The organism is Desulfarculus baarsii DSM 2075, assembly GCF_000143965.1.
Classification (GTDB): domain Bacteria; phylum Desulfobacterota; class Desulfarculia; order Desulfarculales; family Desulfarculaceae; genus Desulfarculus; species Desulfarculus baarsii.
On sequence record NC_014365.1, the window covers coordinates 2,711,907 to 2,734,444 of the forward strand.

The window sequence follows — 22,538 nt, forward strand, 5'->3', positions numbered from 1 at the left end:
CGATGAACTCCCGGCGGCTCAGGACGGGTTTTTCCACCGGCACGGCGGCGGCGGCGGCGGCCAAGGCGGCCACGCTAACTGCCTTGGGCCAGGCCCCGGCCAAGGTGGAGGTCAGCCTGCCCGACGGCGGTCGGCTGGAGATAGCCGTCAGCCAATGCCGCCTGCTGGCCCCGGCCCAGGCCCTGGCCGTGGTGATCAAGGACGCCGGCGACGACCCCGACGTGACCAACAAGGCCGCCATCCGCGCCAGCGTGCGCCTTTTGCCGGCCGGCGACGGCGCGGCCGAGGTGCGCGTCCTCGGCGGCGACGGCGTGGGCCTGGTCACGCGGCCGGGCCTGCCCGTGGCCCCCGGCGCGCCGGCCATCAACCCCGTGCCCCGGCAAATGATCGAAAAGGCCGTGCGCCAAGCCGTGGCCTGGGCCGCGCCCGGGGCCACGCTGACCGCCGAGGTGGTCGTGAGCGTGGCCGGCGGCCAGGAGCTGGCCCGCCACACCCTCAACCCGCGCCTGGGCGTGGTCGGCGGCATATCGATTCTGGGCACCACCGGCCTGGTCAAGCCCTTCAGCCACCAGGCCTACACCGAGACCATCGACCTGTGCCTGTCGGTGGCCACGGCCGCCGGCCTGAGCGAGGTAGTGCTGACCACCGGCGGCAAGAGCGAAAAATGGGCCCAGGCCCTGCGGCCCGATCTGCCCGAGGCGGCCATGATCCAGATCGCCGACTTTTTCGGCTACGCCCTGGCCGCCTGCGCCAAGGCCGGCCTGCGCCAGGTGGGGCTGGTGTCGTTTTTCGGCAAGGCCGTCAAACAGGCCTCTGGCCTGGAGTACACCCACGCCCGCCAGGCGGTGATGGACCTGGCCCAACTGGCCGAGTGGCTGGGGCAAGCCGGCCTGGACCAGGCGGCCGCCCAAAGCGTGGCCCAGGCCAACACCGCCCGTCACGCCCTGGATTTGCTGCGCGAGTTGGGCCGGCTGGAGCTGGTGTCCCAGGTGGGCCGACGCATGCTGACGGCGGCCGAGCATTGGGCCGGGCCGGGCTTGCGGCCGTGGGCGGTGGTGTTGGACTATGACGGCCAGCCCTTGTGGGACAGCCGAGCCCAAGGAGGCCAAGCGTGATCCCGGTGCTGGTGATCGGCCTGGGCCTGGGGCCGGATGATCTTTCGCCGCGCCTGCGCGAGCTGGTGGACCATGCCCAGGTCTTGGCCGGCGGTCGGCGTTTGCTGGCCTATTTTCCCGAACACCCCGGCCGGCGCATCGAGCTGACCGGCGGACTGGAGCCCTGGCTGGATCAGGTGCAGGCGGCGGCCCAGAGCATGCCCGTGGCGGTGTTGGCCTCGGGAGACCCCGGCTTTCACGGCGTGGCCACGGCGTTGATCCGCCGCCTGGGCCGCGAGATGGTGCGCATCCAGCCCAACGTGACGGCCATGCAGGGGGCCTGCGCCCGCTTGGGCCTGCCCTGGGGCGCGGCCGTCCACGTCTCGTTGCACGCCGCCGACGCCGAGGCCTTGCCCCGGCTGTGGACGGCGCTGGGCCAAAGCGATCTGGTGGTCGTCTACCCCGGCCCCACGCTTGATCCGACGCGGCTGGCGGTCATGCTGGCCGAGCGCGGCCAGGATTCATGGCGCGTGAACGTGCTGGAAAACCTGGGCGCGGCCGACGAGCGCCTTTGCTCCTTCGCGCGGGCCAGCGAAGCAGCCGGCGTCTTTGGCCCGCTGTGCGTGGTCGTGCTGGAGCGCGTGGGCCCCCGGCCGCCGGCGCCGACCATCGGCGCGCCCGAGACGGCCTACCAAAGCGACGGCGGCTTGATCACCAAGGCCGAGGTGCGGGCCGTGGCCCTGGCCAAGCTGGCCCTGGGGCCAAAACTAACGTTGTGGGACGTGGGCGCGGGCAGCGGCTCGGTGGGGCTGGAGGCCGCGTCGCTCATGCCGGGCGGGACGGTCTGGGCCGTGGAGCGCGACCCACGCCGGGTGGCGATGATCCGCGCCAACCGCGCCCGCCACGGCCTGGCCATGCTGGAGGCGATCGAGGGCCAGGCGCCCGAGGCCTTGGCCGATCTGCCCCGGCCCGACCGCGTGTTCATCGGCGGCGGCGGGCCAAGGCTCGAGGCGATCATCGCCGCCTGCGCCGCGCGCCTGGCCCCTGGCGGGCTGATCGTCGTCAGCGCGGTGCTGGGCGGCAGCATCGAGGCCGCCCGCAGGGCCCTGGCTCGGGCCGGCCTGGACGTCGACGAAACATTCGTGCAAATCTGCCGTGGCCAGGCGGTGGCCGGCCAAACCATGCTCAAGGCGCTCAACCCGGTCTGGCTGTTGCGTGGCCGCGCCGACGGAGAAAAATAGATGAGCCAAGCGCGAGAATCCAACCCGATCATCTTTGTCGGGGCCGGGCCCGGCGACCCGGAGTTGATCACCGTGGCCGGCCGCAAGGCCCTGGAACAGGCCGATCTGGTGGTCTACGCCGGGTCTTTGGTCAGCCCCGAGATGCTGGACTGGTGCCAGCCCCAGTGCCGGCTGGTCAACAGCGCCCACCTGGACCTGGACCAGATCGTCGGCGAGATGATCGCCGCCCACGACCAGGGCCAGCGGGTGGTGCGCCTGCAAACCGGCGACGTGAGCCTCTATGGCGCGCTGCCCGAGCAGCTCTGCCGCCTGGCGGCCCACGGCGCGTCGTGGCGAATCATCCCCGGCGTCAGCGCGGCCTTTGCCTCGGCGGCGGCCATCGGCCTGAGCTACACCCTGCCCGAGACCTGCCAGAGCCTGATCTTCACCCGGGCTGGCGGCCGCACGCCCATGCCCGCCCGCGAAAACCTGGCGGCCATGGCCGGCCACGGTTGCAGCGTGGTGATCTATCTTTCGGCGGCCCTGGGCCAGGACGTCGCCGAGGCCCTGAGCGCGGCCTATGGCCCGGAAAGCCCGGTGGCGGTGGTCCAACGGGCCAGTTGGCCCGACGAAAAGGCCATCTGGTCCACGGCGGCCAGCCTGCAAGGCGACCTGGAGCGGGCCGGGATCAACCGCCAGGCCCTGATCATCTGCGGTCCGGCCGTGGCCGCCCTGCGCGCCGGCTACGCCGATTGCCTGCCCTCCCGGCTCTACGACCACGCCTTTGGCCACGCCTGGCGGCCGGCGGGGCAAAAAGATTGAACGCCGAGGGTCGCATAGCCCTCTGGGCCCTGGGCCGACCCGGCGCGGAGCTGTGCCGTCGCCTGGCCCCGGCCCTGGGGTCGTGCGAGCTGTTCCTGCCCCGCCGCCTAGCCCGCCCGGAGGCCGGCGAGCGACCCTTTGACGGCCTGGCCCGGGGCCTGGAAGACAACTTTCGCCTCTACGCCGGCCATGTGGCCGTTTGCGCGGCCGGCATGGTCGTGCGGGCCATCGCCCCGCTGTTGCGGGCCAAGGATCAAGACCCGGCCGTGGTCGTGGTCGACCAACTGGGCCAATGGGCCGTGAGCCTGGTTTCGGGGCATCTGGGCGGGGCCAACGAGCTGGCCCGGCGGGTGGCCGGCGCTCTGGGCGGCCAGGCGGTGATCACCACCGCCACCGACGGCCTGAACCTGCCCAGCCTGGAAATGGAAGCCAAGGCCCTGGGCCTGGTTGTCGAGAACCTGGCGGCCCTGGCCGGCCTGAGCGCCGCGCTCATCGACGGCCGCGCCGCGCCCGTCCACGATCCCGGCGGCTGGCTGCGGCCGCTGACCGAGCGCCGGCCCGAATTGTTCGTGATGGTCGACGAAACGGCCGCCCAAGGTTTGGCCGATCAGCCACTGGTGTGGGTGGATTGGCGCGAGCCGCGCCCGCCCAAGCCCTGGCTGGTCCTGCGGCCGCCGGCCCTGGCCCTGGGCGTGGGCTGCAACCGCGGCGCCTCGGCCGACGAGATCGCCGGCCTGATCGACCAGGCCCTGGCCCAGGCCGGCCTCTCGCGCCGCTGTCTGGCCCGCCTGGCCAGCGCCCAGGCCAAGGCCGACGAGCCGGGCCTGCTGGAGGCCGCGCGAAGGCTGGGGCTCGAACCGATTTTTTACGCCCACGAGCGGCTGGCCGAGGTGGCCACGCCCAACCAATCGGCGGCGGCCCTGCGCTGCCTGGGCACGGCCAGCGTCTGCGAGGCCGCGGCCATCCTGGCCGCTGGCGGCGGAGAATTGCTCTGCCCCAAAACAAAAACCCGAAACTGCACGGTGGCGGTGGCGTTGATATGTCCGGAAAGCTATTTGTCATAGGCCTGGGGCCAGGCGGCCCCGCCCACATGACCCACAGGGCGGCCCAAGCCCTGGCCGAGGCCCAGGTGGTGGCCGGCTACAAAACTTATTTGAAGCGCGTCGAGGGCCTGCTGGCTGGCAAACGCATCGTGGCCAGCGGCATGACCGCCGAGTTGGACCGGGCGGCCCAGGCCATCGATCTGGCCTTGGATGGCCAGATCGTGGCCATCGTCTCGGGCGGCGACAGCGGCGTCTACGGCATGAGCGCGGTGGTCTACGAGCTGCTGGCCCGGCGCGGGCTGGCCGTGGGCCCCGGTGGCCTGGAGCTGGAAGTCGTGCCCGGCGTGCCGGCCGTGGCCGCGGCCGGGGCCCTGCTGGGCGCGCCGCTTTCCCACGATTTCGCCTGCGTCAGCCTCAGCGACCGCCTGACGGCGTGGGAGGTCATCCAGCGCCGCCTGGACGCCGCCGCCGGGGCCGATTTCGTCATCGCCCTCTACAACCCCAAAAGCCACGGCCGCCACTGGCAATACGCCCAGGCCCTGGAGATCATCGGCCGCCACCGCGCCGCCGACACGCCCGTCGGTTTGGTCCGCGCGGCCATGCAGGACGAGCAAAGCGTCGGCCTGTGCCGCCTGGACCAGGCCGCCGACGCGCCGGTGGACATGCAGACCATCGTCATCATCGGCAACAGCAACAGCTTCGTTCACCTGGGCAAGATGGTCACGCCCAGGGGCTATCTGGCCAAGTACGGCGACAAAACAGCCGAAGGAGACGCCGCGTGAGTCAAACAGCCATCGTCCTGGCCGCCTTTGGCGTGAGCCTGCCCGAGGCCATGGCCGGCGTGGAAAACGTCCTGCGCCGGGTGGAGGCGGCCTTTGCCGACAGCCCCGTGCGCCTGGCCTTCACCTCCAACCTGGTGCGCCGCGTCTGGCAAAAACGCCTGGCCGACCCGGCCTGGCTGGCCGCGCACCCCCATACGCCGCATTATCTGCGGGCCATCCAGGGGCCGCTGGCCACCATCGCCAATCTGCAAGATCAAGGCTATCAGAGCCAGATCATCCAGCCCCTGCACGTCTACGCCGGCGAGGAGTTTCACGATCTGCAAAGCTACGTGGCCGGTCTGGCCGGCATCGCCACGGTCAAGCCAAAGTGGCGGCCTTTCAAGACGCTGGCCCTGGGCCGGCCGGCCCTGGGTCAGCCAGGGGTGATCCATCCCTATCAGCGCGATCTGCGCCGGGCGGCCGACATCCTGGCCGCCGACGCGGCCGAGGCCCGGCAGATGGGCGCGGCGCTGGTCTACGTGGGCCACGGCAATCACTATTATTCCACCGGCGTCTTTCACGAGCTGCGCCAGATGCTGGCCCAGGACCACCCGGATATCCTCATCGAGATCGGCATGGTCGAGGGCCTGGACGGCCCGGCCGAGGCGGCCGCGCGCCTGCGCCAGGCCGGCGCGCGCAAAGCGCTACTCAAGCCGCTGATGCTGGTGGCCGGCGTGCACGCCCGCGACGATATGGCCGGGCCGGGCGACGATTCCTGGCGCGGCGCGTTGGAGGCGGCCGGCGTCGAGACCGTCTGCCGGCTGGAGGGTTTGGGCGAAAACAACGCCTGGGCCGATATTTACGTGCAAAACATCCGCGACGCCGCCGAGCATGGCGGCCTGACGCCGTGAAAAAGCGCGGAAGGGCGAAGACAGCCTAGACCACGACATATCTTTGGGCAGGCGCGCCAAAAGCGCCTAACAGGGAATCCCGTGAAAACCGGGAGCGGGCCCGCCGCTGTGAACGGGGACGAAAGCCGCACGCGAAGCCACTGGCCGGACAGGCCGGGAAGGCGCGGCGATTAGAACGATCCGTGAGCCAGAAGACCTGCCTGCCCAAATAAAACGTCGGCCCGTCCCGAGCAGCGGACGCCGTGGCCGACAACGAGCCCCGCGCGGATTTTTGCGGGTCATCCCCCGGCTCGTCCACGAACGAGCGGGGGTTTTTTATTTGGAGGCGGGAGCATGGCGGAAATAGCCATCGAAACGATCGATCTGACCAAAAACTATGGCCGGGTGCAGGCCTTGCGCGGGCTGAACCTGCGCGTGGCCAAGGGCGAGATCTACGGCTTTTTGGGGCCCAACGGCGCGGGCAAGACAACCACCTGTCGCATCCTGACCACCCTGACCAAGCCCAACGCCGGCCAGGCCCGGGTCTCGGGCTTCGACGTCATCAGCCAGGGCCCCCAGGCCAAAAACGGCATGGGCGTGGTGGCCCAGCACACCAACGTCGATGGCGAACTGAGCGTTTATCACAACCTCAAGCTCCACGGCATGCTGCACAAAATGCCCGCCAGCCAGCGCGAGGCGCGCATCGACGAAATGCTGGAGTTCGTGGGGCTGGCCCAGCGTCGCTCCAGCCCGGCCCGCCAGCTCTCGGGCGGGCTCAAGCGGCGGCTGATGATCGCCCGGGCCCTGCTGCACGGGCCTTCGGTGTTGTTCCTGGACGAGCCCACCGTGGGCCTGGACGCCCAGACCCGCCGCCGCATCTGGGAGCTGATCCGCCAGAGCAACCGCGCCGGCGTCACCATCATGCTCACCACCCACTATATCGAGGAGGCTGAAAACCTCTGCCAACGGGTGGGCATTATCGACGGCGGACGGATCATCGCCGAGGGCGCGCCGGCCGAGTTGCTGGCCAAGGCCGGGCGGTTCGTGGTCGAGCCCAGCGACGGCCAGGGCCAAAGCCGCTTTTTCGAGACCCGTCGCCTGGCCGCCGACCACGCCGCGTCCATGGAGCAAAACGCCACCATCCGCCGGGCCAACCTGGAGGACGTCTTTATCAGCCTGACGGGAAAGAAGGTGCGGCCATGAGCGGCGTCTGGGCGGTTTTTTATCGCGAAATGCTTATTTTGCGCGGCCGACTGGGCCGCCAGTTGGCCAACTACGCCATCAGCCCGTTGCTCTACGTCATCGCCTTTGGCTGGGGCATGGGCCGAGGCGTGCGCATGGAGGGCGTGGATTATCTGGCCTTCATGCTGCCGGGGCTGATGGCCTTGTCATCGATGAACCGATCTTTTGGCATGGCCTCCGAACTTAACATCGCCCGCTTTTATTGGCACACCTTCGAGGAGTTTCAGACCGCGCCGATCGGCGCGGCGGCCGTGGCCCTGGGCGAGGTGGCCGCCGGCGTGGCGCGGGCGCTGCTGGCCGCCGTGGTGGTGGCGGCGCTGGCGCTGGTCGGCGGAGTGGGGCTTGATTTGGGCCCCGTGCTGTGGCTGGCGGTGATCGCCAACGGCTTCATGTTCGGGGCGGCGGCGGTGTGCGCGGCGATGATCGTGCGCACCCACGCCGATCAGGCCAACCTGACCGGTTTCATCATCACGCCCATGTCGTTTTTGTGCGGCACGTTTTTCAGCCTGGAGGCCATGCCGCCCTGGGCCGCGACGATCATCCAGATCTTGCCGCTGACCCAGGCCAGTCACTGTATCCGCGCCGCCGCCCTGGATCAACCCACCCCGTGGTTGGCCTGGGCGGCCATGGGTCTATATTGCGTCGCTTTTTTTGCTTTGGCCGTCTGGCGCGTGCGCCAGGCCAGTGTCTGAAGGGGGGATCAACTTGAAACGCCTGCTCGCCTTGTTGTGCCTGTTCTGTTGCCCGCCGTGCTGGCCGACCGCCGCGATGGCCGCCGCCCCGCCGCCCGACGGCGACATCGTGGTTTTTTCGGCCGCCGACATCCAACGCATGAGCGTGCGCACGATCCAGGATCTTTTGAACCTGGCCCCCGGCGTCAAGGCCGGCGACTCGTCGGTGAGCATCCGCGGCGACAGCGCCGTGGCCGTCTACCTCGACGGCATGAGCCTGATCAACAACATCAGCGCCCACAAAAGCGTCAACTGGGGCTTGGTCTCGCTGGAGGACGTCGAGCTCATCAAGGTGATCAAGGGCGGCGGCGCGGTCAGCTTCGGCGACAACTCCAGCGGCGGCGTCATCGTCATCACCAGCAAAAAGGCCGCCCGGGCCAAGGCCGGCGTCGAGGTCGAGGCCGGCAATCACGATTATTGGAAAACCAGCGCCAACGTCAGCCAAAGGGCTGGCGCATGGGGCGTTTCGGCCAACGGCGAACTGGAGTCCACCGACGGCTTCCGGCCCAATGACGACGAAAAGCACCGCCGCGCCGGCTTCAAGCTCAGCTACGCCCCGGAGGCTTGGCTGGCCTGGGCCGGGCCCGACGGCCAAGCCCCCACCCTGGCCCTGGACTATGGCCACACCGAAAGAGGCAACCCCGGCCTGCCCGGCTACGCCACGCCCCACGCCCGCTCCCGCGACGAGGCCCTGGGCCTGTCGCTGAACCTGGGGGCCAAAGGATACAAGAGCACATCGTCGTTCACCAATTTTCAAAACGAATTCGAAAACACCGACACCGCCGCCGACACCATGCTGCGCGGTTGGACCGTCCAGGAAGACCTGCGCAAGTCCTACGACCTGCCGCTGTTGGGCCGCACGGCCTTTGGCGCCTTGATCAGCCACACCGCCGCCAGCGGCAACAAGATCGCCGGCGTCGACGAGCAGGCCTACAGCCTGTTCGCCAACAAAAAGCTCGGCCTGAAGCCCTTGCCCCTGAGCCTGGCCATGGGCCTGCGGGCCAACGCCTATTCGCAGTTCGACGGCGCGCTAAACCCCGAACTGCGCCTGAGTTGGACCAGGGGCCCGGCCCGCCTGGAGGCCGGCTTCCAAATGACCAACAACACCCCCTCCATCCGCCAGCGTTACTACGAGACCACCAGCACCAGACCAAATCCCGACCTGGGCAGCGAGTCCAGCGCCAATTACAGCCTGGGCGCCAGCTATCAGCCCCTGAAATGGCTGGGCGGCAACGCAACTGTCTTTCGCAACAACATCGACGACCGCATCACCTACATGCGCGTCGGCGGCGTGGGCCGCTACGAAAACGTGGGGCGATCGCACCTCAGCGGCGTGGACGCGTCGCTTTCCATCACGCCCTGGGCCTGGCTGTCGCTACGGCCGTCCTACACCTATCTGGAGGCCATCGACGACACCAGCGGCCTGTGGCTGCCGGCCAAGCCCCGCCACAAGCTCATGATCGACCTGCAACTGCGGCCCCTGGACGGCCTGATGCTGGGCCTGACCGTGGCCCACTGCTCGGAGGTGTTCACCAACGCCGCCAACAGCGCCATCGCCCCGGCCTACGAGGAGATCGACCTGCGCGGCGAATATCAATACAAAAACGCCCGCGTTTATTTCCGCGTCGAAAACCTGGCCGACGCCGATTATCTCTACGCCGACGGCTACCCCGCCCCGCCGCGCACCTGGCTGGTGGGCCTGGGCTGGGATTTCTGAGATGCCGCTCATCCCGCCCCAAATCGCCTACCTGACCCTCTGGCCGACCACGGCCTGCAACCTGGCCTGCGCCTATTGCTACGCCAGCCAGGGCGAGGCCCCGCAAACCATGGACCGCCAAACGGCCCTGGCCGCCCTGGAGTTGGCCGGCGGCCACGACGGGCCCCTGCACGTGCAACTGGCCGGCGGCGAGCCGACCCTCGTCCCGGAACTGATCGAGGCCGTGGCCCAATGGGCCAGCCAGCGCCAGGCCCCCACGCGGGTGGCCGTGCAGACCAACGGCGCGCTGCTGACGCCGGCCCTGGCCGCCATGTTCAAGCGCTGGCGGGTGGCCGTGGGCCTGAGCCTGGACGGCCCGCCGGAGGTGCAGGAGCTTCAGCGGGGCCAGGCCGCCCAGGTCATGGCCGGCCTGGAGATTCTGGAGCGGGCCGGCGTGGACTTTTATGTCACGGCGGTGGTCACAGCCGCCAGCGCGCCGCATCTGCCCCGGCTTTTGCTGATGCTGGCCGGCCAGGCCCACGCCCGGGGCCTGGGCCTGGACCTGCTGACCTGCCGGGGCCGGGCCGTGGGCGGCCACGCGGCCATGGCCCGGCCCGACGCCTTGGCCGGGGCGGCCAGCCGGCTGGCCCAACTGACGGGCTGGCTCAACGCCCGGCGGACGCGGCCCTTTGTCCTGCGCGAGCTGGAGCGCTGCGCCAACCCGGCCCGGTCTTTTGCCAGGCCCAGGCCGGCCGGGCCCTGGCCGTGCATCCCTCGGGCCGGCTCTACCCCTGCGGCCAGACCATGAACGACCCGGACCTGGCCCTGGGCAGCCTGGCCGCGCCCGATTGGCGCAAAAACGGCCTGCTGGGCCGCGAGGCCTTGACCGGCCCCCACTGCGCCGGTTGCCCCCTGGCCGGCCGTTGCCCCGGTGAATGCCCCAGCCGCCTGCGCTACAACGGCCCCCAGGGCCGCGCGCTGGCCTGCGCCATGCTGCGAGCCTTGGCCCAACCGCTTGCCGCCCACGGAGAAAATGCTCATGCGTCAGCTTGATCTGGTCTTTTTCAGCACCACTTCCAACGAGCTGCCCAACCTGGCCAAGGCCGCCGCGCAACTGGCCGCCGAAGGCCTGCCCCTGCGGCTGCTGGCCTTCACCAAGCCCCAGTTGGCCTCGGACGCCGGCATCGACGAGTTCGTCCGGGCGGCCATGGCCGCCGACGCGGTGGTGGTGACCCTCATGGGCGGCAAGGACTCCTGCCCGGCCTGGGATCAATTGACCCGCGCCCTGGAGCGCGGCCGCCTGGCCGGCAAGGCTCCGCACTTTCACGTCCAGCCCACCGGCGGGGCCCAGGAGGCCTGGGAGCTGGCCGCCCGCCATGCCGACGGCATGGGCGATCCCTTGTGGCGCAAGCTCAACAAATACTATCGCCACGGCGGCGTGGACAACGCCCGCCAGATGCTCAAGCTGTTTTGCAACGCCTTGGCCGGGGCCGATCTGGCCATCGACGAGCCCGTCCGGCCGCCCACCGAGGGCGTCTATCACCCCCGCTGGCCCGGCTCGCCGCCGCTGGCGGAATACCTGGCCGCGCTGGACCCGGCCAAGCCGACCATCGGCATATGGTTCTATCAAAACCTCTGGGTCAACGGCGCTGTGGAGCACATCGACGCCATCATCGAGCGGGTCGAGGCCTTGGGCGGCCAGGTTCTGCCGGTGTTCCACTATCGTTTCAAGGACGAGGTGGTGGGCAATCGCGGGGCCGATTACGTGATCGAGCATTTTTTCATGCAAAACGGCCGGCCCGTCATTGACGTGTTGATCAGCCCGATGATGTTCAGCCTGACCATGGCCTCGCCGGCCTATCGGGGCCTGTTGGCCAAGCTGGACGTGCCGGCGCTCCAGGCCATCAGCACCATGCAACCCATGGAGCGCTGGCGCGACAGCCCCCAGGGCCTGACGCCATCGGACGTGACGCTCTCCATCGCCCAGCCCGAGTTTGACGGGCTTTTGATCTCGACGCCGGTGGCGGCCAAGCAGCAAACGCAAAAAGACCCCGTCAGCGGCGCGGTGCTGGTGCAATACAAGCCCATCGCCGACCGGGTGGACCAAGCCGCCCGCCTGGCCCTGAACTGGGCGCGCCTGCGGCGCAAGCCCAAGCAACAGCGCCGCGTGGCCATCATCTTTCATCACTACCCGCCGCGCAACGACCGCATCGGCTGCGCCGCCGGGCTCGACAGCTTCGCCAGCGTGGTCGATCTGCTGGCGCGCCTGGCCGAGGATGGCTACGGCGTCGAGCGGCTCTATGAATCGGGCGACGAACTGGCCCACGCCCTTTTGGCCGGCCTGACCGGCGACAGCAAATGGCTGGCCCCGGCGGAGATGGCCCGCCGCGCCGTGGCCAACGTCGGCCCGGAGCTATACCAGCCCTGGCGCGAGGCCCTGCCCCAGCGCCCCGGCCAAAAGATGGACGCCGACTGGGGCCCGCCGCCCGGCGAGCTGTTCGTCCACGATGGCAAGCTGCTGCTGCCGGGGCTGATCAACGGCAATGTTTTCATCGGCATGCAACCGCCGCGCGGCTTCATCGAGCAGGCCGAAAAGATCTACCACGACCCGCTGATGTCGCCGCCGCACCATTATCTGGCCTATTATCGCTGGATCAAGCACGTCTTCGGGGCCGACGCGGTCATGCACATCGGCAAGCACGGCTCGCTGGAGTGGCTGCCCGGCAAGGGGGCCGGCCTGAGCGCCGAGTGCTTCCCCGAACTGGCGATCATGGATCTGCCAAACATCTATCCATACATCGTCAACGACCCCGGCGAGGGGGCCCAGGCCAAGCGGCGCTCGGCCGCCTGCGTCGTCGATCACATGACCCCGGTGATGGTAAACGCCGATCTCTACGAAGACCTGGCCGGCTTGGACGAGCTGATCAAGGACTACAACCAGGCCCGCCTGGAAGACCCGGGCAAGCTGAGCATTCTGGGGCCGATGCTCTGGCGGGCCGTGGTCGCCGCCGACCTGCACCACGACCTGGCCGTCGACGAGGCCACGGCCATGGCCGATTTTGACGAGTTTCTGGAGCGCCTGCACGGCCATCTTGCCGAGTTGGCCGACACCGCCATCAACGACGGCCTGCATATCATGGGCCGGCCGCCCCAGGGCCAGGCCCTGGTCAACTGCCTGGCCCAGCTTTCGCGCCTGGCCGGTGGCGATGTCCCCTCGCTGCGCCAGGCCGTGCTGACGGCCAAGGGCCTGGATTACGACCAATTGCTGGAACGGCGCGGCCGGTTGGTGGACGGGGCCGGCGGCCTCACCGGCGGACAGTTCATCGACCAGGCCCACAAGCAATGCCTGGCCCTGCTGGAAGCCATGGCCGAGGCGGGCTTTGACCCCGCCGCCGCCACAAGCGCCGTGGAGCTTGTCTTGGGCCGGGCCGACCAGGCCCTGTCCGGGGCCCTGGCCCAGGTCGTCACCGAGGTTTTGCCGCGCCTGTTGGGCGTGCGCGCGGAGATCGACGCCTGCCTGGCCGCCCTGGACGGTCGTTTCGTCGCGCCGGGGCCCTCGGGCGCGCCCAGCCGGGGCCAGCTCGACGCCCTGCCCACCGGCCGCAATTTTTATTCGGTGGACCCACAAAAGATCCCCACGCCGGCCGCCTGGCAGGTGGGCGTGGCCCTGGGCCAGGCCCTGGTCCAGCGCTGCCTGGACGAAACCGGCCGTTACCCCGAAAACATCGGCTTCATCCTCTGGGCCAGCCCGACCATGCGCACCAAGGGCGACGACGTCTCGCAGATCCTCTGGCTGATGGGCGTGCGGCCCGTCTGGCAGCGAGGCACGGGCAACGTCATCGGCCTGGAGCCCATCGATCTGACCGAGCTGGGCCGGCCCAGGCTGGACGTGACGCCGCGCATCTCGGGCATCTTCCGCGACGCCTTTGGCAACGTGGTCGAGCTGATCGACCAGGCCGTGCAAATGGTCGCCGCCCTGGACGAGCCGCCCGAGCACAACATCCTGCGCGCCCACGTGCGCCAAGACGCGGCCAAGCTGGCCGAGGAAGGCCTGGGGCAAGACGCGGCCTGGCGTCAGGCCAGCCTGCGCCTGTTCGGCTGCCCGCCGGGCGGCTACGGCGCGGGCGTGGCCGCGCTGATCGAGGCCAAGAATTGGCAAAACATCGACGACATCGCCAAGGTCTACAGCGCCTGGTCGTCCTACGCCTACGGCCAGGGCATGGCCGGCCAACAACACGAAAGCGCCTTTCACCGTCAGCTCGAACGCATGGACGTGACGGTCAAAAACGAAGACAGCCGCGAATACGACATGATGTCTTGCACCGATTTTTATAGCTATCACGGCGGGTTGATCGCCGCCGCCCGCGCGGCGCGCGGCCAGGCCCCGCTGTCGCTGGCCGGCGACAGCTCCGACCCCCGGCGGGTCAAGGTGCGCTCGGTGCAGGAGGAGGCCAAGCACGTCTTTCGCGCCCGGCTGCTAAACCCAAAGTGGGTCGAGGGCCTCATGCGTCACGGCTACAAAGGGGCCGGCGACATCTCCAAGGCCGTGGACGTGGCCTTTGGCTGGGACGCCACCGCCGATGTGGTCGAGGACTGGATGTACGAGCGCCTGGCCCGCCGCGTGGCCCTGGACCCGGAGGTGCGCCGCTGGATGGCCCAGGTCAACCCCGCCGCCGCCCACAACATCGCCGCCAAGTTGCTGGAGGCCATCAGCCGCGGCATGTGGCGGGCCGATCCGCAAACCGAGGCCCAACTGCGCCAGCTCTACCTCGACGCCGAAGGCGACATGGAAGAGCTTCTCGATCAACCCCAAAGCGGAGAAGAAACGCGATGAACCCCCTCCTGCCCTGGGTGGGCCATCTGTTCCAGGCCGCCGCCGTGGTCTACGTCCTGGCGGCCCTGGCCGGCCTGGCCCGCGCCAAGGGCCCGGCCGTGGGGCTTTTGGCCCTGGGCCTGGCTGCAAACCTCGCCTCCATCGGCCTGAAGCTCTACCTGTCGTGGCCGATGCAGGCGCCTTTTCAAGAGCCCTTCTGGCTGCCGGCGGCGCTGGCCGTGTTGACCCTGGGCCTGTGGCGCAGGGGCCACGCCAGCCTGCTAGCGCCCTTGTGCGCGCTCATCGCCGTGTTGGCCGGCTGGGCCGCCATCTGGCCCAAGGATTTTTATCTGCCCTTCCCCCGCTCCAACACCATCGTGGCCCATATTTTTCTGCCGCTGAGCGCGGCGGGCAAGGCCTGCTTCTACGCGGCCGGCCTGGCGGCCATGCCCCATCTGGCCGGCCGCCGCGCGGCCCCGGCCGAGATCGAAAACGGCCGCACGCTCTTTGGCCGGCTGATCGTCTGGGGCTTCGTGCTGTTCACGCTCAGCCTCTTTCTGGCCGAGGCCTGGTCGTACCTGGGCTGGGCCAGCCCGGTGATCTGGAACAACGCCACCATGACCTCGACCATGGCCGTGTGGTTCTACTACGGCTGCTTTTTGCACCTGCATTTGCTGCGCATGTGGCCGCTGGGCCGCCGGGCCTGGCTGGCCCTGGCCGGGCTGCCGCTGCTGATCGTCTTCACGTTCCTGCCCGAGACGGGCGGGCTCAGGCTGGCGGGGTGGGCGTCATGAAAACGCTGCAACGTTTGGCCGCCTTTTGGGGCGGCGCGGCCCTGGCGGTGTGGACGCTGTTGGGCCTGGTGGTCGTGCTGGGGGCGGGGTATTTTCTCTTCGAGGCCCGACCGCTGGTCTTCGAGCCGCTCAACCGCCTGCTGCTGTGGGATTGGATCGTCACCTACGGCTGGAGCAACCTGGGCGTGACGTGGTGGTTTTTCGCCTTTTTGCTGCTGCTGGCGGTGCTGGTGCTCAACACCGCCGTGTGCACCTGGCAAAAGGTGGCCGCCCTGGCCCGTAGTGGCGGCCAGGGCCCGCGCCTGGACTGGTGGCTGCGCTTTTCGCCCCACGTCATGCACGCGGCGTTCATCGTCATTCTGGCCTCGCACCTGTTCACCTACGTCTTCGGCCTCAACGCCCAGAACAACGTGGTCTGGGTGGGCAAGGAGGCCGCCGTGCCAGGGGCCGACTGGCGCATCGGCCTGGAAGGCATCGAAAACACGATGTATTCTGGCGACAGGCTGGCCTTTTATCGCGGCCGGGCCATCGCCCAGGAGATCAAGCTCAAGCTCATCGAGCCCGACGGCCGGGTCATCCGCAAGACCCTGGCCATCAACAGCCCCGTCTGGCACGACGGCTACAGCATCCACCTGAAGAACTACTATCCCAAGGCCAAGAAATCCATGCCCGGCCGGCCCTACGCCAATTTGATCATCCGGCGCGATCCGGGCGTAAAGACGTTCTTTTTCGGCACGGCGCTGTTTGCCGTGGGGCTTTTGGCCTATCTGTGGCAAGCCCTGCGGCGGCACAAGCGGCGCGGGGCCAAGGAGGCTTGAAAACCATGCGACGCGCTACCCTGCTCATCTTGTTCATCCTGGCCCTGGCCCCGGTCGGCCCGGCCGTGGCCGACGAATTCAAGGCCATCGGCCAGTTCGGCCTGCGCGCGCTGGACGACGGCTGCTATCAGATCACCGACGGCGTGGGCCGCGAGATCTTTCTGGTGCCTCGCGGCCGCCCAGCGCCGCCCCAGGCCGACCCGGCCAACGTGGTGCCCATCCCCGTGCGGCGCATGGCCATGGATTCGGGCCGCGACGCCTCGCTACTGATCACCCTGGGCGTCATCGACACGGTGGTGGCCGTCAGCGGCGGGCCCGACGACTGGACGATCCCCCAGATCAAAAAAGGCCTGGCCGATGGCTCCATCGTCAGCTTGGGCCAAAATCACGCCCTGGATTACGAACAGCTCTCCAAGGCCAAGCCCGACGTGTTTTTCACCTGGGATGAATCGCTGATTCCCATGTTGGCCGAGCTGGGCGTGCCCACGGTGATCACCAACACCGAGCTGGCCCGCGACCTGGACACCCAGATCCGCTTCGTGGAGCTTTTGGCCCCGCTGTTTGACCGCCAGCGCCAGGCCGACGAGTACGTGGCCCGGGTCTACGCGGCCCTGGAGACGATCAAGGCCAAAACCCGCCAGACCGAGAGCAAGCCCAAGATCATCTGGGGCGACATCTATTCCAAGCGGGTGCTGGTGGAGCCGGGCAACTCGTGGGCGGCCCAGATCGTCGAGGCGGCCGGCGGCGACTATCTGTTCATGGACGTGGCCGGCGACACCTGCCTGGAGATCGCCCTGGAGCGCTTCTACGCCAGCGGCAACCAGGCCGACGTGATGATCACCTACCGCGGCCCGGCCCTGGGCATGGCCACCAAGGCCCAGATGGCCAAGGCCAACCAATCCATCGCCGGCATCCGACCGCTGAGAGCGGGGCGGGTCTATTGCCCGCTGGATCACTATCGCCAGTCGTCCCACCGCCTGGACGAGGTGCTCATCGATCTGGCGGCGATCATCCACCCGGAGCTCTACCCCGGTCACGAGCTGAAATTTTTCATGGAAATGCCGGAGAAATAGCTCATGAAGGCACTCGATGGCGGCAAAAGCCGGGCCGGGGTCGTCTTGCCCTGGTTGGGCGCGGCGTTGGCGGCGGTGTTCTGGTTGAGCCTGAGCAACGGCAGCGTTGACAGCAGCGCCGGCGAGGTCTGGCGGGCGCTACGCGTCGGCCCGTCCGACGAGGCGCTGGGCTTTATTTTGTGGAACATCCGCCTGCCCCGGGCCCTGGCGGCCATGTTGGGCGGCGGGTTCCTGGCGGTCAGCGGCCTGCTGTTGCAGGTCTATTTTCGCAACCCCATCGTGGGGCCGTTCGTGCTGGGCATCTCATCGGGGGCGACGCTTCTGGTCTCGCTGGTGATGCTGACCTCGCTGACGGTGGGTTTTGCCGGGGCCCTGCCCTATCTGACGCCGCTGGCCGCCTTTGTCGGTTCGCTGGCGGCCATGGGCCTGGTGCTGGCCGTGGCCTCGCGGGTCTCGGGCGGGGTGACGCTTCTGATCACCGGCATCATGATCGGCTATCTTTCCAGCGCGGCCACCAGCCTGATGATCACCTTCGCCGAGGCTGAGCGCCTCAAGGGCTTCAACCTGTGGCAGTTGGGCAGCTTCAGCGGCTACACCTGGCAGGAGCTGGGCCTGATGGCCGGGGCCGGGGCGATCCTCTCGCTTTTGACCTATGGCATGAGCAAGCAGCTAAACGCATTTTTGCTGGGCGAAAACTACGCCGCGACCATGGGCGTCAACATACGGCGCTTTCGGCTGATGATCGTGCTGTGTTCGTGCGGGCTGTCGGCTGTGGTGACGGCCACGGCCGGGCCGGTGGCCTTCGTGGGCCTGGCCGTGCCGCACATGGCCCGCCTGGCCCTGGGCACATCCGATAACCGCCTGCTGATCCCCACCGCCGCCTTGATGGGCGCGGTGGTCTGCGGGGCCTGCGATATCCTGGCGCGCGGTCTTTTCGCGCCGGTGGAGGCCCCGCTGAGCAGCATCACGTCTTTTTTCGGCGCGCCGGTGGTTTTGGCGCTGCTGCTGAAAAACAAGGCCAACCGATGAACCATCCCGCCAACAACCAAACCATCCTGCGCCTGGAGAATCTGTCGGTGGGCCACGGCCAGACGCCGGTGCTCGCGGGCGTGAACCTGAGCCTGGAGTCCGGCCGCTTTTTGGCCCTGCTGGGCCCCAACGGCGCGGGCAAGACGACGCTGCTGCGCACCCTGGCCCGGCTGTTGCCGCCGCTGGCCGGCGCGGCCAGCCTGGCCGGCCAAAACCTCTGGGCCATGCCCATGGACAAATTGGCGCGCATCCAGGCCGTGGTGCTCACCGACCGCCTGACGCCGGGGCTGCTCGGCGCTTGGGAAGTGGCCGCCCTGGGTCGCCATCCCTTTACCGGCTTTTTTGGCCGGCTGAACGCCCAAGACCGCCGCATCGTCGACCAAGCCCTGGAGATGGTCGGGGCCACGCACCTGGCCGCGCGCCGCTTCGAGCGCCTCAGCGACGGCGAAAAGCAAAAGATCGTCCTGGCCCGGGCCCTGGCCCAGCAACCAAGGCTGATCTTGCTCGACGAGCCCACCGTGCACCTGGACCTCAAGCACCGCCTGGAGGTGACGACGATCCTGCGTCGCCTCTGCCGGACCATGGGCGTGGCCGTTATCGCCTCCATGCACGAGGTGGACATGGCCGCCCGCGTGGCCGACCAGGTGGCGCTGATCAAAAACGGCGCGGTCATCGACCACGGCCCGCCGGAACGCGTGCTCAGCGGCGCGGCGGTCAGCGGGCTCTACGACCTGGACGGCCCCCGCTACGACAGCCGGCTGGGCGTCATCGAGCTGGGCGCGGGCGGCCGGCGCGGGCCGCTGTTCGTCTTTCCCGGCGGCGGCGCGGCCGCCGGGGCGCTCAAGCTGTTGCACAAGCGCGATTACGCCCTGTGCTGCGGCGTGGCCCACCAAGGCGACATCGACGGCCACCTGGCCCAGGCCCTGGGCGCGCGGGTGGTCATGGCCCCGCCCTTTGCCGCACCCAGCGCCGCCAAGCAAGAGGCCTGCCGTCAACTTATCGATCAGGCCTGGGCCGTGGTCGACAGCGGCTTCGCGGTGGGCCAGATCAACCAGGCCAACGCCGCGCTTTTGCGCCAAGCCGCCGAGGGGGGCAAGCCCGTTTTCAGCTTGCGACCGCCCGAGGAGGCCCGGGCCCTGCTGGGCCAGGCCGCCCAAGGCGTGATCTGGTGCGTGGACGAACTGGATCTGGCGGGCAAGTTGGCGCGGCGCGCCCACCGCGGCGCGGAGGATGCGGAGGCGAAAAGCGACGCCACGGGCCAACGAGCCTTGGCCGGCGGCGGCGAAGACGAGCCAAGGGCCCGCGCCCAGGCGTGACGCGGGCCCTTGGCCCAAAAACTCAGAACGACCAGGACAGGCCCACGCTCAACGCGGTGCGAGCCACGAAAGAGCCCTGGGCATAGAGGGCCAGGCCCTGGCCCAGGGCGACGTCGACGCCACACAGGGCCGCGAAAGGCTGATCGTTTTTGATGGTGGCTTCGTAGTCGATGTATTCGCCGATGTATTCTTTATCGCGCCAGCGGCCGGTCATATCGGCCTCGGAGTGGCTGTAGCCGATGCCCACATAGGGCGTCACCGGGCCCCAACTGCGCGAAACCACGGCGTTGAGGTCGACCTGCCAATAGTCGGTCTCCTCGTCGACCCACCAATAGGCGTCGGCCTTGGTCCCGCTGTTGGTCTCGGTGTAGTCGTCGACCTTGCGGTTATCGTAGCGCAGGTAGCGGGCCGCCAGGTCCAGGGTCAGGCCGTTGTCGAGCTTGAAAGCCCGGGCCTTGGCCCCCACGCCCCACACGAACTGATCGTCGAGGGACGATTCCCAGTTGGCGCCATTAATCTTGTCCTTGTCGGAACTCTTGCCGCCGCGCACCACGCCGGCCTGGGCAAAGACGCCCAGCCAATCGGTCAGGCCGTAGGTCAGGCTCAGCAGATAAAACTGATCGTCCTTGAACTTGCCCTCCTTGTGGCCGATATCGCTGGTCCCGTCTCCGTATTTGCGGTTGAGGTCGTAGTCTTTGTTTTTCTGCTCGAAAACATAGTTTACCGACACGCCAAGGCTGAACTGGCCTTTGGGCGTGAGCTTGACGGGGTTGCCCAGTTCGTCGGCGGCCGCGCCGGAGGCCAACCCCGCCACGGCCAGACAAGCCGCGGCGATGACAGTCAACATGACTTTACGCATTTTCCGTCTCTCCCACTAAAAATGCTCCGTCGCTGGCGGGCGGGCCAACCATGGCGCGCGAGCCAAAAAACCACCAATAAACACCAGTTTGCATTGAGATCGTAGCCAGGGCCCGGCTTTCTGTCAATCGATTTGCTGGCGCGGCCGCGCCACGGACCATCGTTTTCGCCAGCCGCCACGCTAAAAGGCGCGCCTCCCCCGGTCTCGTGGCCGAGGAAGGCGCGCGTCTTTTGTTTCACGGGCCACGTGGCGGCCCGGCCCCCCGTTTCAGCGGACTCTAGAAAGGCCGCCCGTTAGAGCAGGTTCATGTCGATGACAAAGCCGCCGTAGAGCCACAGACCAGGGTCCAAAACCTCGTATTGGCCCGAATAGCCGGGGGTCATGTTGCCGTAGACGGCCTGATCGCGGTCGAGCAGGTTGTCGGCGCGCACCTGCAACTTGAGCCACTTGGTCAGGGCGTAGGAACCGGTCAGGTGCAGGTTGACGTAGTCGTCGAGGCCGCGCTCGCGGGCCAGGAGCACCTCGGCGTTGAGGCCCAGGCTCAGCACGCCGTTGTCATAATAGACGCCGGGCGCGACCTGCCACTTGGGGCCGGCCTGTTCGACCAAGCCGTCCTCTTCCTCCCAGGGGTCGGCGCCGTAGCCGCCCAGGGCCAGTTCGATGGTCTCGGTGGCCTGCCAGGCAAAACGCCACTCCACGCCGGTGGTGCGGTATTCGTCCATGTTTTTGGCGTAGTAGAGATCGTCGGGCTCGTTGTAGACGTAGCGGATCTTGTCGGTGTAGTCCATCAGGAAGGCGCTGATCACGCCGCTGAAACGGCCACAATCGAACTTCCAGCCCACCTCGTAGCTCCAGCCGTATTCGGGCTCCAGGTCTTTGTTGCCCACGAAGGTGTTGGTGGTGGCGTAGAGCTGGTTGAAGGTGGGCATGCGGAAGGCCCGGCCCACGTTGGCGAAGACCGAGTTATACTCGTTGGCCTTGAACACGGCCTGGACCTGGGGCACGGGCTCGAAGTAGTTGTCCTGGCCCTCCTCGGTGTTGATCACGCCCTGGCCACGCACGCCGGGGGTGAGGATCAGTCTGTCCCAGAAGGTCTTTTCGATCTGGACGAAAACCGACGGCTGGTGCCGGGTGTGATCGAGCACGGCTTCCTTGATATAGTAGCCGGCCTTGCTGGAGCCCATGACGTCCTGGCGGGTTTCGTCCTGCTGCTCGAAGAGATAGGTGCCGCCGTAGAGCAATTTGGAGTCCAACACGTCGGCCGAGCCCTGGGCGTCGACGCCGGTGGTGAAGCTGTCCTTGTTGTTTTCCTTGCCCGGCTTTTTGGCGTCGCCATAATAGTCATAGTCGAGCTTCATGTGGTTGTAGTTGAAAAAGGCCGTGGCCTGCCAACTCTCTTGCTCGTAGATGGCCGACAGATAATGGTGGTAAACCACCTCGTCGACCTTGTAGCTGCTGGTGGTCTTTTTGTAATAGTCGGCCTGATAGCCGGCGTCGGTGTAGTTGAACATGTAGTTGAGCGTCAACGGCTCCAGGGGCTGCACCGAGGCCAGGGCCGCGTACTTTTGCGGGCCGAAGAGGTTGGTGTTGTAGGGGCTGGTCTTGCTGTAGTTGGCCTTGACGCGGCTGAGGTCGTCGAAACGCACATAGCTGGCCCCCAAAAAGACCAACTCGTTGCGATACCAGGCGTTGCCGTCGGCGTAGCCGTTGCTGCCGCCCAAAAGCTGGCCGCCGGTGGCGGGGTTGCCGGGGCGCTTGGTGCGCATGTTGATCACGCCGGTCATGGCCCGCGAGCCATAGAGCGTCGAGGAGGCGCCCTTGACCATCTCCACGCGCTCGAGGAAGGCGGCCGGGATCTGGTCCAGGTCGTAGGCCTCGGCGGTGGGCTCGATGATCGAGACGCCGTTTAGCATGACCTGCTCGCCGCCGTTGATGCCGCGCACGCCGATCTCGCCGTTCATGCCGCCCTGGGTGATGCCGCCGGGCAAAGACGCCGAAAAACTCACGCCGCCGTTGCGCTGCAGCAGGTCAAAGGCGTCCAGGCCACCCTGCTTGGCGATGTCCTCCTCGGTGAGGACCGTGGTGAACGCGCCGGTGTCCAACTCCTCGGCCTTGTAGCGCTTGGCCGTGACGTTGATCGACTCGCTCAGCACCGCCTCTTGTTTTTTCTGCTTTTCCTGGTCCTCGCCAGGGCCTTGCGCGGCTGCCGCCGGCGCGGCCGCCGCCGTCAGGGCCATCAGGGCCGCTGCCAAAAGTTTCGCTGTCCTTCTCACACGTTGCTCCTTTCCCAACTTTCCCTTTCCCGTTTGCGTGTCGAGTCTGGGCGCACGTGTGCCG

19 protein-coding genes and 1 riboswitch are annotated in these 22,538 nt (G+C 68.1%); of the genes, 17 read left to right on the forward strand and 2 right to left on the reverse strand.

Features of this window, described 5'->3' with window-relative positions; genetic code table 11:
• The first annotated feature begins 2 nt into the window (after positions 1-2).
• The 17 genes from DEBA_RS12285 (at position 3) to DEBA_RS12360 (ending at position 19,342) form a co-directional block, all read left to right on the forward strand.
• Positions 3-1,115: a cobalt-precorrin-5B (C(1))-methyltransferase gene (locus DEBA_RS12285; protein ID WP_013259259.1), complete on the forward strand. Its 1,113-nt coding sequence runs from the start codon at positions 3-5 to the stop codon at positions 1,113-1,115.
• Complete coding sequence (locus DEBA_RS12290) at positions 1,112-2,335, forward strand: bifunctional cobalt-precorrin-7 (C(5))-methyltransferase/cobalt-precorrin-6B (C(15))-methyltransferase (RefSeq protein WP_013259260.1); 1,224 nt, start codon at positions 1,112-1,114, stop codon at positions 2,333-2,335. Before DEBA_RS12285 ends, DEBA_RS12290 begins: the two co-directional genes overlap by 4 nt.
• Positions 2,336-3,136, forward strand: a complete 801-nt coding sequence (cobM, locus tag DEBA_RS12295; protein WP_013259261.1) for a precorrin-4 C(11)-methyltransferase — start codon at positions 2,336-2,338, stop codon at positions 3,134-3,136.
• Entirely contained in the window at positions 3,133-4,200 is a 1,068-nt protein-coding gene (locus DEBA_RS12300) for a cobalt-precorrin 5A hydrolase (RefSeq protein ID WP_013259262.1), read from the forward strand. The genes cobM and DEBA_RS12300 overlap by 4 nt, the downstream gene beginning before the upstream one ends.
• A gap of 26 nt (positions 4,201-4,226) precedes the next feature.
• Entirely contained in the window at positions 4,227-4,961 is a 735-nt protein-coding gene (cobJ, locus tag DEBA_RS12305; RefSeq protein WP_222832013.1) for a precorrin-3B C(17)-methyltransferase, read from the forward strand.
• A complete protein-coding gene (locus DEBA_RS12310) occupies positions 4,958-5,851 on the forward strand; it encodes a sirohydrochlorin cobaltochelatase (protein ID WP_013259264.1) in 894 nt (297 codons plus the stop codon). The genes cobJ and DEBA_RS12310 overlap by 4 nt, the downstream gene beginning before the upstream one ends.
• 32 nt (positions 5,852-5,883) lie before the next feature.
• Positions 5,884-6,069, forward strand: a riboswitch (cobalamin riboswitch).
• 115 nt (positions 6,070-6,184) lie between these two features.
• A complete protein-coding gene (locus DEBA_RS12315) occupies positions 6,185-7,033 on the forward strand; it encodes an ABC transporter ATP-binding protein (protein ID WP_013259265.1) in 849 nt (282 codons plus the stop codon).
• Positions 7,030-7,764, forward strand: a complete 735-nt coding sequence (locus DEBA_RS12320; protein WP_013259266.1) for an ABC transporter permease — start codon at positions 7,030-7,032, stop codon at positions 7,762-7,764. Before DEBA_RS12315 ends, DEBA_RS12320 begins: the two co-directional genes overlap by 4 nt.
• 13 nt (positions 7,765-7,777) lie before the next feature.
• On the forward strand, positions 7,778-9,520 hold the full coding sequence (locus DEBA_RS12325; protein WP_013259267.1) for a TonB-dependent receptor plug domain-containing protein: 1,743 nt from the start codon (positions 7,778-7,780) through the stop codon (positions 9,518-9,520).
• Between the two features lies 1 nt (position 9,521).
• On the forward strand, positions 9,522-10,307 hold the full coding sequence (locus tag DEBA_RS12330; protein ID WP_050762348.1) for a radical SAM protein: 786 nt from the start codon (positions 9,522-9,524) through the stop codon (positions 10,305-10,307).
• The gene (locus tag DEBA_RS18450) at positions 10,265-10,552 is read left to right on the forward strand and encodes an SPASM domain-containing protein (protein ID WP_050762349.1); all 288 of its coding nucleotides are present in this window, start codon (positions 10,265-10,267) and stop codon (positions 10,550-10,552) included. The genes DEBA_RS12330 and DEBA_RS18450 overlap by 43 nt, the downstream gene beginning before the upstream one ends.
• The gene (cobN, locus tag DEBA_RS12335; RefSeq protein ID WP_013259268.1) at positions 10,539-14,333 is read left to right on the forward strand and encodes a cobaltochelatase subunit CobN; all 3,795 of its coding nucleotides are present in this window, start codon (positions 10,539-10,541) and stop codon (positions 14,331-14,333) included. The genes DEBA_RS18450 and cobN overlap by 14 nt, the downstream gene beginning before the upstream one ends.
• The gene (locus DEBA_RS12340; protein ID WP_013259269.1) at positions 14,330-15,106 is read left to right on the forward strand and encodes a hypothetical protein; all 777 of its coding nucleotides are present in this window, start codon (positions 14,330-14,332) and stop codon (positions 15,104-15,106) included. Before cobN ends, DEBA_RS12340 begins: the two co-directional genes overlap by 4 nt.
• Positions 15,103-15,924, forward strand: a complete 822-nt coding sequence (locus DEBA_RS12345) for a hypothetical protein (RefSeq protein ID WP_013259270.1) — start codon at positions 15,103-15,105, stop codon at positions 15,922-15,924. The genes DEBA_RS12340 and DEBA_RS12345 overlap by 4 nt, the downstream gene beginning before the upstream one ends.
• 5 nt (positions 15,925-15,929) lie before the next feature.
• A complete protein-coding gene (locus DEBA_RS12350) occupies positions 15,930-16,997 on the forward strand; it encodes an ABC transporter substrate-binding protein (protein ID WP_013259271.1) in 1,068 nt (355 codons plus the stop codon).
• Positions 16,998-17,000: 3 nt separating this feature from the next.
• Positions 17,001-18,026 carry a FecCD family ABC transporter permease gene (locus tag DEBA_RS12355; RefSeq protein WP_013259272.1) on the forward strand — a complete coding sequence of 342 codons (1,026 nt, stop codon included), beginning with the start codon at positions 17,001-17,003 and terminating at the stop codon, positions 18,024-18,026.
• Positions 18,023-19,342, forward strand: a complete 1,320-nt coding sequence (locus DEBA_RS12360) for an ABC transporter ATP-binding protein (RefSeq protein WP_013259273.1) — start codon at positions 18,023-18,025, stop codon at positions 19,340-19,342. Before DEBA_RS12355 ends, DEBA_RS12360 begins: the two co-directional genes overlap by 4 nt.
• Positions 19,343-19,364: 22 nt before the next feature.
• Here DEBA_RS12360 and DEBA_RS12365 read toward each other — a convergent pair whose 3' ends face one another.
• Positions 19,365-20,201, reverse strand: a complete 837-nt coding sequence (locus DEBA_RS12365; RefSeq protein WP_013259274.1) for a hypothetical protein — start codon at positions 20,199-20,201, stop codon at positions 19,365-19,367.
• A 293-nt stretch (positions 20,202-20,494) separates the two neighbouring features.
• On the reverse strand, positions 20,495-22,474 hold the full coding sequence (locus DEBA_RS12370) for a TonB-dependent receptor plug domain-containing protein (RefSeq protein WP_013259275.1): 1,980 nt from the start codon (positions 22,472-22,474) through the stop codon (positions 20,495-20,497).
• Between the last annotated feature and the right edge of the window lie 64 nt (positions 22,475-22,538).